The sequence below is a fragment of the Microbispora sp. H10830 genome (genome assembly GCF_014161375.1).
GTDB classification, from domain to species: domain Bacteria; phylum Actinomycetota; class Actinomycetes; order Streptosporangiales; family Streptosporangiaceae; genus Microbispora; species Microbispora catharanthi.
Map to the genome: position 1 here is coordinate 248,463 of NZ_JABBWX010000009.1, position 13,126 is coordinate 261,588.

General features: G+C 73.5%; 16 protein-coding genes. 6 read left to right on the forward strand and 10 right to left on the reverse strand.

What is annotated here, in order from left to right:
- Positions 1-9 precede the first annotated feature (9 nt).
- Together HHX35_RS23645 and HHX35_RS23650 are read left to right on the forward strand one after the other, a co-directional pair.
- Positions 10-1,038: an NAD(P)-dependent oxidoreductase gene (locus HHX35_RS23645; protein WP_182900924.1), complete on the forward strand. Its 1,029-nt coding sequence runs from the start codon at positions 10-12 to the stop codon at positions 1,036-1,038.
- Positions 1,039-1,066: 28 nt separating this feature from the next.
- A complete protein-coding gene (locus HHX35_RS23650; RefSeq protein ID WP_182900925.1) occupies positions 1,067-1,774 on the forward strand; it encodes a helix-turn-helix domain-containing protein in 708 nt (235 codons plus the stop codon).
- A gap of 26 nt (positions 1,775-1,800) precedes the next feature.
- Here the strand turns inward: HHX35_RS23650 and HHX35_RS23655 are convergent, their stop codons facing one another.
- The 6 genes from HHX35_RS23655 to HHX35_RS23680 form a co-directional block, all read right to left on the reverse strand.
- Positions 1,801-2,199: a VOC family protein gene (locus HHX35_RS23655; protein WP_182900926.1), complete on the reverse strand. Its 399-nt coding sequence runs from the start codon at positions 2,197-2,199 to the stop codon at positions 1,801-1,803.
- Positions 2,200-2,291: 92 nt separating this feature from the next.
- Positions 2,292-2,609 carry a DUF952 domain-containing protein gene (locus HHX35_RS23660; protein ID WP_182900927.1) on the reverse strand — a complete coding sequence of 106 codons (318 nt, stop codon included), beginning with the start codon at positions 2,607-2,609 and terminating at the stop codon, positions 2,292-2,294.
- On the reverse strand, positions 2,606-3,274 hold the full coding sequence (locus tag HHX35_RS23665) for a TetR family transcriptional regulator (RefSeq protein WP_220505769.1): 669 nt from the start codon (positions 3,272-3,274) through the stop codon (positions 2,606-2,608). The genes HHX35_RS23660 and HHX35_RS23665 overlap by 4 nt, the downstream gene beginning before the upstream one ends.
- 106 nt (positions 3,275-3,380) lie before the next feature.
- A complete protein-coding gene (locus HHX35_RS23670; protein WP_182900928.1) occupies positions 3,381-3,704 on the reverse strand; it encodes a multidrug efflux SMR transporter in 324 nt (107 codons plus the stop codon).
- 279 nt (positions 3,705-3,983) lie between these two features.
- Positions 3,984-4,499: a DinB family protein gene (locus HHX35_RS23675; RefSeq protein ID WP_182900929.1), complete on the reverse strand. Its 516-nt coding sequence runs from the start codon at positions 4,497-4,499 to the stop codon at positions 3,984-3,986.
- Between the two features lie 226 nt (positions 4,500-4,725).
- Positions 4,726-5,151 (reverse strand): MarR family winged helix-turn-helix transcriptional regulator, encoded by a 426-nt coding sequence (locus tag HHX35_RS23680; RefSeq protein WP_182900930.1) that lies wholly within the window; start codon positions 5,149-5,151, stop codon positions 4,726-4,728.
- A 107-nt stretch (positions 5,152-5,258) separates the two neighbouring features.
- On the opposite strand from HHX35_RS23680, the gene HHX35_RS23685 reads away from it, so the two are divergent.
- The gene (locus tag HHX35_RS23685) at positions 5,259-6,146 is read left to right on the forward strand and encodes an MBL fold metallo-hydrolase (RefSeq protein WP_182900931.1); all 888 of its coding nucleotides are present in this window, start codon (positions 5,259-5,261) and stop codon (positions 6,144-6,146) included.
- Positions 6,147-6,173: 27 nt separating this feature from the next.
- Here the strand turns inward: HHX35_RS23685 and HHX35_RS23690 are convergent, their stop codons facing one another.
- Positions 6,174-7,370 (reverse strand): cytochrome P450, encoded by a 1,197-nt coding sequence (locus tag HHX35_RS23690; protein WP_182901055.1) that lies wholly within the window; start codon positions 7,368-7,370, stop codon positions 6,174-6,176.
- 104 nt (positions 7,371-7,474) lie between these two features.
- On the opposite strand from HHX35_RS23690, the gene HHX35_RS23695 reads away from it, so the two are divergent.
- Positions 7,475-8,614, forward strand: coding sequence for a TetR/AcrR family transcriptional regulator (locus HHX35_RS23695; RefSeq protein ID WP_182900932.1), 1,140 nt, complete (start codon positions 7,475-7,477; stop codon positions 8,612-8,614).
- 85 nt (positions 8,615-8,699) lie between these two features.
- On the opposite strand, the gene HHX35_RS23700 is transcribed toward HHX35_RS23695, so the two are convergent.
- Entirely contained in the window at positions 8,700-8,876 is a 177-nt protein-coding gene (locus tag HHX35_RS23700) for a hypothetical protein (protein WP_182900933.1), read from the reverse strand.
- A gap of 33 nt (positions 8,877-8,909) precedes the next feature.
- Here HHX35_RS23700 and HHX35_RS23705 point away from each other — a divergent pair, with 33 nt between their 5' ends.
- Complete coding sequence (locus HHX35_RS23705) at positions 8,910-9,884, forward strand: radical SAM protein (protein WP_310739259.1); 975 nt, start codon at positions 8,910-8,912, stop codon at positions 9,882-9,884.
- A 49-nt stretch (positions 9,885-9,933) separates the two neighbouring features.
- Here HHX35_RS23705 and HHX35_RS23710 read toward each other — a convergent pair whose 3' ends face one another.
- Complete coding sequence (locus HHX35_RS23710) at positions 9,934-10,887, reverse strand: YafY family protein (RefSeq protein WP_182900935.1); 954 nt, start codon at positions 10,885-10,887, stop codon at positions 9,934-9,936.
- Positions 10,888-10,949: 62 nt separating this feature from the next.
- On the opposite strand from HHX35_RS23710, the gene HHX35_RS23715 reads away from it, so the two are divergent.
- On the forward strand, positions 10,950-12,098 hold the full coding sequence (locus HHX35_RS23715) for an epoxide hydrolase family protein (protein ID WP_182900936.1): 1,149 nt from the start codon (positions 10,950-10,952) through the stop codon (positions 12,096-12,098).
- 87 nt (positions 12,099-12,185) lie between these two features.
- Here HHX35_RS23715 and HHX35_RS23720 read toward each other — a convergent pair whose 3' ends face one another.
- Entirely contained in the window at positions 12,186-13,070 is an 885-nt protein-coding gene (locus HHX35_RS23720) for a sigma-70 family RNA polymerase sigma factor (RefSeq protein ID WP_182900937.1), read from the reverse strand.
- Positions 13,071-13,126 lie beyond the last annotated feature (56 nt).

Here is a 13,126-nt window from a genome sequence, read left to right on the forward strand (position 1 = left end):
GGGATCCGGATGATCCTTGTGACGGGCGGCCGCGGCTTCATCGGCGCGCACACCGTGCGGGCCCTGCTCGACCTCGGCGAACGCTGTGTGCTCGGCCAGCGGGCGGCGGGACCGCCGCCGGCCCTCGTGCGCGATCGGGAGGTGCGGGACGGGCGGGCCGTGGTGGAGCGGATGGACTGCACCGACCTCGACAGCGTCCTGGCGGTCGGCAGGCGTCACCGCGTCACCGGCATCGTGCACCTGGCCGCGGCGGGGATGGGCGCGTCGGCGCCGCTGGACGAACTGTCGGCGAACACGGCGGGGCTGTTCACCGTGCTGCGCGCCGCGCGCGAGTGGGGCGTCGGCCGCGTCGTCGTCGCGAGCACGATCGGCGTGTACGCGGGAGTTGCGGACCCGGCCCTCCGCGAGGACGCGCCGTTGCCGGTCGCGAGCCCGCATCCGATCCCGGCCGGCAAGAAGATCGCAGAAGTCGTCGCCGACGTCGCCGCGTCATCCGGGCTGGACGTGGTCGCCGCCCGGATCGGGGCGATCTGGGGCCCGTTGGGCAGGCCGTCCTCGCCGTTCTTCGCCGCTCCCCGGCTCGTTCATGCCGCCGCGCGGCACGCGGCGGCGGACGGCGGCGCGAGCGCCTCCCCCGCCTCCCCCGCCCGCGCAGGGGAAGCCCAGGCCACCGGTGAGGGCGGCGTGCCAGGCGAGGCGGCACCCTCCTACGCGGGGGACGTGATCGACATGTGCTACGCGCGGGATTGCGGGCGGGCCCTCGCGCTCCTGCAGACGACCGCGACGCTGCGCCACCGCACCTACAACGTCGGCGGCGGCCGGGCGGTCGCCAACCAGGAGGTCGCCGCCGCCATCGGCAGGGCCGTACCTGGGGCGGCCCCCGTGCTGCGTCCCGGGCGCTCCCCTGGAGTGCCCGCCATAGACGCCTGTCTCGACATCTCCCGGCTGCGGGAGGACACCGGCTACGCCCCCGAGTACGACCTCGACCGCGCCGTGGCCGACTACGTCGGCTGGCTGCGGGCGGGCAACCCCCGCTGATCGCCGCGCGCACGGGATAATGCCGGGCATGTACCGGGAGAGGGTGTCGCGTGTGCCGGACGCGGTGCTGTGGTGGAGCGCATCCCCCGGCTCCGCGACCGCCGAGCGGCGTGTGCTGCCGGACGCGTGCATGGACGTGATCTGGGCGGACGGCGCGTTGCTGGTGGCGGGCCCGGACACCGCCGCGCACGTGGTGACCGACCGGCCCGGCGCCCGCTACGTGGGATTGCGCTTCGGCCCGGGCACCGGCCCGATGGTCTTCGGGGTCCCGGCACACGAACTGCGCGACCTGAGGGTGCCACTGGCCGGCCTGTGGCCGGGCGCCGAGGCGCGGCGGCTGACGGAGCGGGCGGGCGAGGCCGCCGATGCGGGCCCTCTTCTGGCCGCGGTGCTGGAGGAGGAGGCCGCGCGCCGGCTGGGCGCGGCGCCCCGCCCCGTCGACTCCGCTCTCGTCGGCGCCGTCGTCGAGGGCGTGCGCGCGGGCCTGCCGGTCGCACGGATCGCCGCCGACGCGGGGATCGGCGAGCGGCGGCTGCACCGCCGGTGCCTGGACGCGTTCGGATACGGGCCGCGGACGCTCGGCCGCATCCTGCGGATGAACCGGGCGGTGGACCTGGCCCGCGGGGGCACGCCGGCGGCCACGGTGGCCGCCGTGGCCGGGTACGCCGACCAGGCCCACCTGTCTCGTGAGGTGAGGTCGCTGACCGGCCTGACCCTCGGCGCGCTGACCCGCTGAGCTGCTGACCTGCCGAGGCGGCCCCGTCAGCCGGTGGGCAGGGCGGCGAACAGGTCCACGCCGTTGCCGTCGGGGTCGTGCACCGTCGCGTAGCGCTGCCCCCAGAACGCGTCCCACGGCGGCAGGTGTCCCTCGTATCCGCCCTCGACCAGGTCCGCGTACAGGCGGTCGACCTCCTCGGGGCCGTCGCAGCGGAAGGCGAGCCCCATGCGAGGCCCGCCGCTCGCGGGCGACCAGGAGGGGTCGAACGAACGGACGGTGGCGGTGGTGTCCCAGGCCAGGCGCAGCCCGCCGGGAAGGGTCACCTCGACGTGGGGTTCGGTGTCGGCGGAGGGCGGGATGTCCAGCCCGAGCCGGCGGTAGAAGGACAGGGAGGCGGCCATGTCGGTCACGACCAGGCCGATGAGATCGAACGTTGGTGCCATGACGGCCACGGTAGGAGGCGGGCCGGTCCGCCGTCTTGAACGTATCGGACACCCGGCTCCGGACGCCCGTGCCGGACGCCCGTGCCGGACGCTCAGTGGGAGAAGGGCGTGACGGCCGTGACGGCGGTCACCGGGATCGGCCCGTAGATGTGGGGGAACGCCTCGTCCGCCCCCTCGGGCACCTCCCGCCTGACCGGGCAGCCGAGCCGGTCCTCGTCGATCTCCAGCAGCACCAGGGGCTCGGTGACGTGGCCGTAGTAGCGGCCCGCCACGCCGCGTGCCTGGGCCAGGTCGGCCGAGGCGTGGATGTAGCCCTCCTCCTCCAGGGTCCGGCCGAGGGTCGAGACGCGGTATTCGCCAGTGATGACGGCCGCGTCCCAGTCGGCGGCCAGCGCGAGATGGAAGATCATGGGCCGACCCTAGCGGGCGGGCCGAGCGCGGCCAGCGCGCGGGCCACCGCCTCCCGGGCCCGCTGCCTGCCGTCGGGGCGGGCCTCGACGACCTCTTCCACCCACAGTCCCGACAGCAGACCGGCGACGAAGCGGACCTCCCCGGGCCCGCAGGGGTAGCCGGCGCCTTCCAGCACCGCGGCGACGATGTCGTCGCAACCGTCGGTCCAGGCGCGGGCGATGGCCTGCAGCGCCGGGTCGCGGCCCGCCTGCAGGTACAGCTCCCACAGGCCGAGCTGGCGCAGCCGGTCGGCGGCGTACACGCCGGTGAGGGTCTCGGCGACCGCGAGCGGAGTACGGCCCGCGAGGTGGTCCACCGTCGCCCGCATGCGGGCGAGTTCGCGCTCGACCAGCAGGGCGAACGCCTCGGCCAGCAACTGGTCGCGGCTGGTGAAGTAGTAGGAGGTGGCGGCCAGGGGAAGACCTGCCCGGCGGGCGACGGCGCGGTGCGTCACGGCGGCGAAGCCGCCGTCGCCGAGCAGGTCGACGGCCGCGTCCAGCAACGCCTCCCTGCGGCGTACGGCGCGCTCCTGCGGGCGCCGCGGCTGAGGTGAGACGGCCCGCATCGCGACGCCGCGTGCGGGGGCCGCCGGCGGGACGGGTGCGGGCCGGTCCTGATCGGGCACGCCGTGATCCTCCCCTGGATCGTCGGGGCTCCGCCGTCGGGCGGGAGCCGTCCGGATCACCCTTAGCGGGCGCGCGCTGCCGGGTCAAACGATCGGTGTCGCCCGGTCAGTGCGCGCCGGAGAGGTTGAGCACGGCGACCCCGGCGATGATCAGGGCGATGCCGGCGGCCTTGACGGGGTTCATGTGCTCGCCGAGGAACAGTGCGCCGATCAGCGCGATCGCCGCGGTCCCGGTGCCCGCCCACACCGCGTACGCGATGCCGACGGGCATGCGGAGCTTGAGTGCCCAGGCCAGCAGGAGGAACGAGGCGATGTATCCGGTGGCGACCACGATGGTCCAGCCCCAGCGGGTCAGGCCGTCGCTGAGTTTGAGCGCGGAGGTGGCCAGGACCTCCGAGGCGATCGCGCCGACGAGCAGGAGCCAGGCCATGGGAACCTCTTCGATAAAAACGGTACGCTTGTCCCAATTTTACGTGGCAAGGCTCCGCAAAGCCATGGGTCGGCCGACCAGGCGCTCCAGGCTTGTCGACCACGGATGCGCTGCAGGCGCGAGCGGGGCGGGTTCCTCCGGGGCCACGCGGGTGCGGTCGAGGCGATGTTCAGGCGGGCGTTCCACCCGCACCCTGGATCGACTCCCGGCTGTGGCGAGGCTGGAGGAGCGGATCGCGGCGGATGGCTCTCTGTGGTGCGGACGGTCTCAGGGGGGCGGTCAGTAGTAACCCTTCTCGCCGTCGATCAGTTCTCTGATGGTGTCCAGGTGACCGGCGTGCCTGGCGGTCTCCTCGACCATGTGGATCAGCATCCAGCGCAGGCTCCCCGCCGCCGAGCGGTAGTCGGGGTGCTTGCCCACATCATCCAGCGAGTGGGCCGCGACGATCTCGTTCGAGATCCGGCACTGGCGCTCGTACTCGTCGAGGAGCCGCGCCAGCGGGACGCCCTCGATCCGCATGTCGGCATTCTCCACGCTCTCGTCGAACTGCGGGTTGCCGTCGGCGGAGCGGCCCAGGAAGAGCACTTCGAACCAGCCGTGCTCGGTCCAGCGCAGGTGCGACACCAGGCCCGCCACGGTCATGAGCGGCGAGGTGGGCAGCACCGGCCGGTAGGCGTCCTCCTCCGACAGCCCTTCGCACTTCCACTGGACGATCGCGCGCTGCATGTCGAGCCAGCCGACGAGCTGGGTGCGTTCGTCGGCGGCGAAGGGCGGACGTTCCCGGGAAATGCTCATGAGGGGCGATGCTACTTCGGCGATTCTGGGATCGCACGGTATTTTCGGCCGTGCCGATATCCCCGGAGCATCCGACCGTTCTGACCAGGCGTCGGCATCGCCTCATCGGCGCCGTGCTGGCCGGCACCCCCGGCTGAACCGCCGGAACGGCCCTGTCGTTCCTCCTGGTCGGCGCCGCCCGCATCGCCGGGCCCCTGATCAGCTGGGCGTTCCCGCCTGGGAGGCCTCAGCGGATGGCGGCGCGGGCGAGCAGACGCCGCAGGACGTCCTGCTCTTCGGAGGCCAGGGGGGCCAGCGGGGAGTCCTCGGAGAGCAGACCGAGGAGGCGTTCGCGGAGCTCGGTGCCCTCGGGGGTGAGGACGAGCTGCTTGGCGCGGCGGTTGCCGGGGTGCGGGTGGCGTTCGAGATAGCCCTGCTCTTCGAGCCGGTCGGCGACAAAGGTGGCGTTGGAGGGCTCGCAGCTCATCCGTTCGGCGAGTTCGCGCAGGGTCATGGGGCGGGTCAGCTCGCGCAGGGCGGCACCCTGCGAGGCGGTCAGGCCGAGGGTGGCCGCGCGGACCCGCAGGTGGGCCTCGATCTGCTTGGCGAGACCGTTGATCAGCCCGCACAGCTCTCGATCGGTTCGGGCTCGGGTCTCGCGCTCGGTGGTCACGGCAGGATTCTACTGCAACTCAAATCATTGCAATTAGAATCATTCTAGTTGTAGCTTTTGCTCACGTCGCCGCCCGGCGGCGATCAACCGAGCGTGAGGCAGGGGTCATGACCACCGTTTTCGATCGGGCGCGGCTGAGCAGCGCGCCGCGCATCCGCACGCTTCGCCTGGGCGATCTGACGATCAGCTATGTCCCCGACGGGCTGGTCCGGCTCAAGCCGCGCGGCTGGTTGCCCGCCGCCACCCCCGCCGACTGGGCGGCCGAGCGCGACCACCTCGACGACGGCGGCTTCCTGGTCGCGGGCATCGGCGCGCTGCTGGTGGAGCGAGGCGAGCGCGCGCTGCTCATCGACACCGGATTCGGGCCCGAGTCCCACCCCGACGACCCGGCCAACCCGTTCCTGGGCGACCTGTACGGCGGCCGGCTGCTGGACAGCCTGCGGCGGCTCGGCCGGGAGCCGCGCCGGATCGACGCCGTCGCCATCACCCATCTGCACACCGACCACCTGGGCTGGGCCTGGAGCGCCGCGCCCGGCGCCGCCGCACCGCCTTTCGCGCACGCCACCCACTTCGTCGCGGCGCCGGAGTGGGAGCGGCGCGACCTCGCCGCCGAGGGCGGGGCGACCGGGGAGCGCCTGGCCGCCTTCGCCTCCCGCGTTCACCCGGCCGCGGACGGCGAGGAGATCTTCCCCGGCGTCCGGGCCTCCTTCGCGGCCGGGCATACCGTCGGCCACACCACCTACACCATCACCGGCGGCGGCCGGCGGCTCATCGCGTTCGGCGACGCGCTCCACTCCCCCGTCCAGGTGACCCACCCCGAATGGTCCTGCGGCATCGACCACGACCCCGGCGAGTCCGCCGAGCACCGCCGCCGCCTGGTCGAAGAGCTGAGCCGCCCGGACACCGTCGGCTACGGCGGTCACTTCGCCGACGTGGTCTTCGGGCGCGCCGAGCGCCGCTCCGACGGCCGGTTCACCTGGGTCCCCGTCGCCTGACCCGATGGTGAGCCCGCGGGTCGTGTTTCACAGGGTCGCCGGCAGCGCGGTCAGCCGCCACGTGCCGGGGTCGGGGGCGCGCAGCTCGTCGGGCGGGGCGGCCATGGACAGGCCGGGGAAACGGCGCAGCAGCGCGATGAGCGCGACCTGGGTCTGCACGCGGGCGAGGGACGCGCCGAGGCAGAAGTGCGGGCCGTGGGCGAACCCCAGGTGGCCGGCGCCGGGCGTCCGGGTGACGTCCAGGCGGTCGGGGTCGGCGAACACCCGCGGGTCGCGGTTGGCCGCGGCGATCAGGGCGGTGACCTTGGCGCCCTTGGGCACGGTCGCGCCGTACAGGTCGACGTCCTGGCGGACGTGGCGCGGGATCGCCAGCAATGTGGGGCCGCACCAGCGGATCAGCTCCTCGACGGCCCCCGGCATCAGGCCGGGGTCGGAGCGTACGGCCGCGAGCTGGGCGGGGTGGGACAGCAGGGCGGCCACGGAGTTGGCGATGAGGGTGGTCGGCGTCTGCCCGGCGAGGACCAGATGCCAGACAAGGGTGACGATCTCGGTGTCGCTCAGCCGGTCGCCGTCCTCGGCCTGAACGCGCACCAACTCGCCCAGCACACCCTCGGGCTCGCCGGAACGATCGGCACGGGCGGCGGCGACGGCGTCCCTGGCGCCCGCGATGATGCCCGGGATGGCCCGCGCGAAGTCCTGGCCCGCCCCGGCGGCGACGGTGGCGCCCCATTCGCGCCAGCGCGGGCGGTCCTGCTCGGGGATGCCGACCAGCGCGCAGATGACGTCCATCGGCAGCGGCCGGGCGAAGTGCCGCAGCAGGTCGACCGGCTCGCCGTCCGCCTGGGCGGGCAGGTCGTCGAGCAGGGCGTCGACGATGGCCTCGATCCGGGGCCGGAACTCGGCGGCCCGCCGGGGGGTGAAGGCCGGAGCGACCAGTTTGCGCAGCCGCGCGTGCTCGGGACCGCTCATCTCGCTCATGGTCCGCATGTACGGCAGGCAGTCGTCGGGGACCTGAGGGCGCATGAAGCTGTCGGCGGTGAGTTCGAAACGGGCGTCACCGAGCATCGCCCGTGCGCCGTCGTGCCTGGTGAGAGCCCATATCGGGCCGAGGCCGGGGATCAGCAGGCGGGCGAGCGGCGCACGTTCGCGCGCCTGTCCGTAGGCCGTGAAGGGGTCGCGCAGGACCTCGGGGTCGGTGAGGTCCACCTCGGGCAGTGCGATCACCGGCAACTCCAGATGTTAAGTCCAGATGTTCTTATCATTTGAGTGTGTGACGGTATCTTGGGTCCGCCCGTACGGCAAGCGGGCGTATGCGGACGAGGAGAGGGATGGGACGCCTCACCAGGGCCGAGCTTCAGGCACGCAACCGGGCCAGGGTGCTGGCCGCCGCCCGCGACGAGTTCGCCGAGCGGGGGTTCCGCGACGCCAAGGTGGACGCGATCGCCGACCGGGCCGGACTCACTCGCGGCGCCGTCTACTCCAACTTCCCGGGCAAGCGGGCCCTGTACTTCTCGGTGCTGGCCGGCCTGGCCGAGCGGGAGGCCGGACCGGACGGCGCGCGGCGGCTGTCCCCCGGGTCCGGCGAGACGCCCGCCACCGACACAGCCGATGCCGGGACAGCCGATGCAGGGACACCCGGCGTGGCCACGGCCCGGGAGGCGCTCGCGGCGTTCGCCCGCGCCTGGGTCTCCCGGCTTCCACTGGCCACCGACGGCCCGGCCAGGCTCGGCATGGACCTGATGCCGGAGGTGCTCGCCGACCAACGGGTCCGCCAGCCGTTCGCGCAGCTCATGAAGCTGAACGCGATCGTGCTCGGGCTCGCGCTTGAGCGACTCGACGGGCACGTCTCCACGCGGCGCCGGGTGCGGATCGCGGAGACGGCCCTGACCACCCTGCACGGCGCGAGCCAGATGGCCGACGCGGCGCCGGGGTTCGCCGAGCCGTTCGACATCGTCGCGGCGTGCGCCGCGCTGGCGGACCTCGATCTCGGCGACCGGTGGGACCCCCCTCACCTGCCCTTCGTGCCCCGCGCACGCCCCGCCGACCAGCCCTGGTCGCCGCCGCTCGCGGTGGACGCGGTGCGGGGCGAGCCGGTCCCGCTCACGCGTGACGGCGTGGTGGCGGTCCTCGGGCTGCACCGTCTGGAGGCCGTGGAGGAGGCGGTGCGGGCCACGCCGCCCGGCGGCGAGGTCACCGCGGTCCTGGTCACCGGCGATCCCGGCGAGTTGGGGCCGCTCGCCCGGCTGATCCTCGCCGGCCTGCGCGCGTGCCTGCGGCAGGTGTTGCCCGCGCCGGCCTGGCCGCGCCTGCGCGTGGTGCACGACGACGAGGGGGCGGTGGCGGCGGCGGCCGGGGTGGCCGCCGTGAGCGACGCGACCGAGGCGGCCGTCCGGGTGCGGTCGGGCCGCGTGGTCGCGCGCGCCGACGGGTACGGCGCCTGTCACGCCGCCGCCTCCGCCGAGCCCTGACCGCCGCGCCGCGCTGACCGCCGAGGGCCGAGCGCGGGCGGCGCGCACGGGCGTGGACACTTGGCGCGAGGGTCGAATGCGTGTTCTACTGAACCCCATGCGTCGCGACGCCACTTCCCGCGCGGAGGACCAGCCCGTTGCGCAGCCCCGCGGGCAGCAGCAGACGGTGCGGCAGCCCGGGCAACAGCAGGCGCGGCAACCCGAGCAGACGGTGCACCACCCTGGACAGACCCCGCAGCAGCCCGGACCCCCCATGCCACACTCTGGACAGTCCGTGCCACAGCCGGGAGAGTCTGTGCAGCAGTCGCTCGTCGGTGAGGGGCCCGCCCGTCCGCGCATCGAGCGGCAGGCCGTCACCCGCGTCTTCGACGGCATCACCTGCTATGAGGTGCCGGCCCGCGCGGCGCTCGAGCGGGTGCCCGAGGCAGCCGAGCTGCCCTTCGTGTGGGGCGCGAGCCCCTATCGAGGCTGCGAGGCGGGCTGCGGCTACTGCACCGCCCGGCGCGGCCACCGCTACCTCGGCCTGGACCCGGGCGGCGACTTCTCCACGAAGATCGTCGTCAAGACCGACCTGGCCCGCCGCCTGCGGCGCGAGCTGGACTCCCCCCGCTGGAGCGGCGAGGCGGTCGCGCTGGGCCTCACCGGCGACTGCTACCAGCCGGCCGAGGAGATCTACCGCCTGATGCCCGGCGTCATCCGGGCGCTCGCCGACGCGGCCAACCCGTTCACCGTGCTCACCAAGAGCCCCCTCGTCCTGCGTGATCTGGACCTGTTACGCGAGGCGGCGAAGGTGACCCAGGTCGGCGCCCTGGTGTCGGTCGGCTTCGTCGACGACCGTCTGCGCCGTGCCGTCGAGCCGGGGGCCGCGACCCCGCAGCGGCGCCTGGAGATCTGCGCGACACTGAACGAGGCCGGCATTCCCTGTGGTGTGCTGATGGCGCCGATCCTGCCGCTCATCACCGACTCCTCCGATCACCTGCTGGCGACCGTACGGCGGGCGGCCGAGGCGGGCGCGGTCAGCGTGACGCCCGTCGTGCTGCGCCTGCCCGCCGGCGCCCGGGAGTGGTACATGGGGTGGCTGGAGCGTGAGCATCCCGGTCTCGTGCCGCGCTACCAGGCGCTGTACGGCAGGGGCCAGGTCGCCGAGGACGGCTACCGGCAGCGGATCGCCGAGCAGGTGCGCGTCCTCGCCGAGACCTACGGCATCGGCAGGGACGCCCGGCGGTGGCGGCGGCGCCGCTCCCCCACCCGCCAGCTCGCCCTCGTCTGACCGCAGCCTGACCTTAGTCAGACCGGGGCCCGTCGCGGCGGACGTCCTGTCACCGCCGCGCCGCCGCACTGGCGAAGCGGTCGGATAACTTACGAAGGTGCCGGGCGAGTTCCGGGGGCGACTCGACGTCGAAGTCGACGTCGAGCATGCCCGCCACGAGCGCGACCAGGTCGAGTGAGTCGGAGGCCAGTTCGAGCAGGCAGGTGTCGTCGTCGATGGGGGTGACGACGCCGTCGACGCGTCCGGCGATCCGCGAAGCGGGGGCGTGCACCGTCAGCCGGGAGCGGTACGGCCAGATGTCACGGCCGATCGTCCTGCGGAGGTAGGCCGCCACGTCGCCGTCGGGTGGCTCACGGTGGGTGAAGCGGGGCCCGTTGGGTGTGCGCAGCGACATCCGGTCGGCTCTGAAGGTGCGCCAGTCGCCTCGGCCGACGTCCCAGGCGACCAGGTACCACCTGCGGCCCCAGGAGACCAGGCGATGGGGTTCGGCGGTTCGGGTCGACCGCACCCCGTGGTGGCCGACGTAGTCGAAGCGGAGCGTCTCGGCGGCGCGGATCGCGGTGGAGACAGCGGTGAGGACGTCCGCGTCCACGGTGGGTCCGCCGCGCGGCGGGATCGTGATCATGGCGTCCTCCAGCGTTTCGACCCGGTGGCGTAGCCGCGACGGCAGGACGTGCTCGACCTTGGTCAGCGCACGCAGCGACGCTTCCTCGATCCCGCTGACACTGCTCGCCGCGCCGGTGCGCAGCCCGACGGTCACCGCCACCGCCTCGTCGTCGTCCAGCAACAGCGGGGGCAGTGAGGTGCCGGCCTCGAGCCGGTAACCACCCGCGGGGCCCATCGTGGCGTGCACCGGATATCCCAGCTCGCGCAGCCTTTCGACGTCGCGTCGCACCGTCCTGGTGGTGACGTTCAGGCGTTCGGCGAGTTCGGTGCCCGGCCAGTCGCGGTGGGTCTGCAGCAACGACAGCAGACGGAGCAGGCGGGCCGGGGTTTCCAACATGCGTCAATGGTGACGGATGTGTAGGACCGGAGCTGTCCTACACAGGCGGGAGGCTGTGTGCCGTGAGCACTTCAGAACCGTTTCGCATCGACATCCCGCAGGCCGATCTCGACGACCTGGCCGCCCGTCTGGCCCGCACCCGCTGGCCCGACGAGCTTCCCGGCGTCGGCTGGTCCTACGGGGTGAACAAGGACTACCTCATGGAGCTGGCCGACCACTGGCGCACCGGCTACGACTGGCGCGAGCACGAGGCCCGCCTCAACAAGGTCCCGCAGTTCACCACCGAGATCGACGGCCAGACCATTCATTTCCTGCACGTACGCTCCCCCGAGCCGGACGCCACCCCGCTGATCGTCACGCACGGCTGGCCGAGCACGGTGTACGACTTACTGGACGTCCTCGGGCCGCTGACCGACCCGCGGGCGCACGGCGGGAACCCGGCGGACGCCTTCCATGTCGTCGCGCCCTCGGTGCCGGGCTTCGCGTTCTCCGGCCCGACCCGCGAGACCGGCTGGGGGGCCGGCCGCGTCGCCCGTGCCTGGGCCGAGCTCATGCGACGCCTGGGCTATGAGCGTTTCGGCGCGCAGGGGGGCGACTTCGGCAGCATCGTCTCCCCGGAGCTCGGCCGGATCGCGCCGGAGCGCGTGATCGGCGTCCATGTCAACGCGCTGGCCACCGCCTCGACACCCGTCGGCCCCGGCGAACTGGAAAAGCTTTCCGACGACGAACGCGAACAGGCCAGGCGGAACCAGTCGTGGTGGTACCCCCACTCCGGCTACGCCACCCAGATGTCCACCCGGCCGCAGACCCTCGCGTACGCGCTCAACGACTCCCCGGCCGGCCAGCTGGCGTGGAACCTGGAGTGGTTCGTGGATTGGGACCCCACCCGCACCGAGCGAACCCCCGTCGACCGAGACACCGTTCTGACCAACGTCACGATCTTCTGGCTGACCGGGACGGCGGGATCGGCCGCCCGGCTGTACCTGGAGACCGCGTCGGAGGCGTGGGGCCGGCGCCCCGCGCCCTCGCCGGTGCCGACGGGGGTGGCGAACTTCCTCGGCGACCGGGCGATCCGCGGGCTGGCGGAGCTGTCGAACACCGTCGTCCACTGGTCGCGGTTTTCCCGGGGTGGGCACTTCGCCTCGCTGCAGGCTCCGGACCTCCTGGTCGCCGACATCCGGGACTTCTTCCGGAAGCTGAGAGCCCAGTAGGGGCGCCGGCCGGACAGGCACGCCGCTCGCCAGCGCGGGAGTGCCTGGAGAACGCGGACCGGGTGCGGAGCCGGTCTCTGCGACGGCTCACGCCGGCTCCGGCAGGTCCAACGCCGCGAGCCTGGCCGGGTCGATCACGACCGCGATGCGGGTGATCCGACGGTCGACGACGGTGAACGCCATGACCGACAGCGGGGTGCCGTCCTCGCGCCACGACACGAACCCGGGAAGGCCGTTGACGAGCGCCGCCCGTCCCCGCGCTGCCGCGCCGGCGGCCACACGGCGTTGCGCGCCGGCGGCGACCTCGGTGGCGCCGAGGACGACGACCACGCCGCCGGGGGTGTCGACGGTCAGCTTCACCTCGGGGTCGAGCACGCGCAGCAGCCCCTCGAAGTCGCCGCGGTGTGCCGCCGCCAGGAAGGCCTGGACCACCTCGCGCTGCTCCCGTCCGGCGGCCGTCGGGTGCTCGGTCGTCTGCACCTTCCTGCGGGCGCGGCTGGCGAGCATTTTGGCGGCGGCGGCGGATTTGCCGAGGATCTGGCCGATCTCGTCGAACGGCACCGCGAACATGTCGTGCAGCACGAACGCCAGCCGCTCGCTCGGCCCGAGCGACTCGAGGACGACGAGGAGCGCGAGCCCGACCGAGTCGGCGAGCGCCACGTCGTCCTCCGGCGCGGGGGCGGCGTCGACCGTCACGACGAGCTCGGGCAGCCGGTCGTCGTAGGACGCCTCGGGGCGGGCCTGGCGCGATCGCAGGACGTCGAGGCTGATCCGGCCGACCACCGTGGTCAGCCAGCCGGCGAGGTTGTGGATGGCCGCCGTGTCCTGGCGGGAGAGCCGCAGCCAGGCCTCCTGGACCACGTCCTCGGCGTCGGCGTGCGATCCGAGCATGCGGTAGGCGACCGCGCGCAGCCGGTCGCGCTGGGCCTCGAACGTCTTGGTCACCAGGTCCGCCGGGCTGGTGTCGGACATGTTTGTTACCTTCCTCGAATCCGCTCCGTCATGGGGATGACGGGCCCGGACGGGCC

What these genes read in the sequence shown, in the direction of transcription:
- HHX35_RS23710 (WP_182900935.1), bottom strand. Translation starts at nt 10,887, where the DNA reads ATGTTGGAAACCCCGGCCCGCCTGCTCCGTCTGCTGTCGTTGCTGCAG.
- HHX35_RS23685 (WP_182900931.1), top strand. Translation starts at nt 5,259, where the DNA reads ATGACCACCGTTTTCGATCGGGCGCGGCTGAGCAGCGCGCCGCGCATC.
- HHX35_RS23645 (WP_182900924.1), top strand. Translation starts at nt 10, where the DNA reads ATGATCCTTGTGACGGGCGGCCGCGGCTTCATCGGCGCGCACACCGTG.
- HHX35_RS23655 (WP_182900926.1), bottom strand. Translation starts at nt 2,199, where the DNA reads ATGGCACCAACGTTCGATCTCATCGGCCTGGTCGTGACCGACATGGCC.
- HHX35_RS23670 (WP_182900928.1), bottom strand. Translation starts at nt 3,704, where the DNA reads ATGGCCTGGCTCCTGCTCGTCGGCGCGATCGCCTCGGAGGTCCTGGCC.
- HHX35_RS23720 (WP_182900937.1), bottom strand. Translation starts at nt 13,070, where the DNA reads ATGTCCGACACCAGCCCGGCGGACCTGGTGACCAAGACGTTCGAGGCC.
- HHX35_RS23675 (WP_182900929.1), bottom strand. Translation starts at nt 4,499, where the DNA reads ATGAGCATTTCCCGGGAACGTCCGCCCTTCGCCGCCGACGAACGCACC.
- HHX35_RS23650 (WP_182900925.1), top strand. Translation starts at nt 1,067, where the DNA reads ATGTACCGGGAGAGGGTGTCGCGTGTGCCGGACGCGGTGCTGTGGTGG.
- HHX35_RS23660 (WP_182900927.1), bottom strand. Translation starts at nt 2,609, where the DNA reads ATGATCTTCCATCTCGCGCTGGCCGCCGACTGGGACGCGGCCGTCATC.
- HHX35_RS23695 (WP_182900932.1), top strand. Translation starts at nt 7,475, where the DNA reads ATGGGACGCCTCACCAGGGCCGAGCTTCAGGCACGCAACCGGGCCAGG.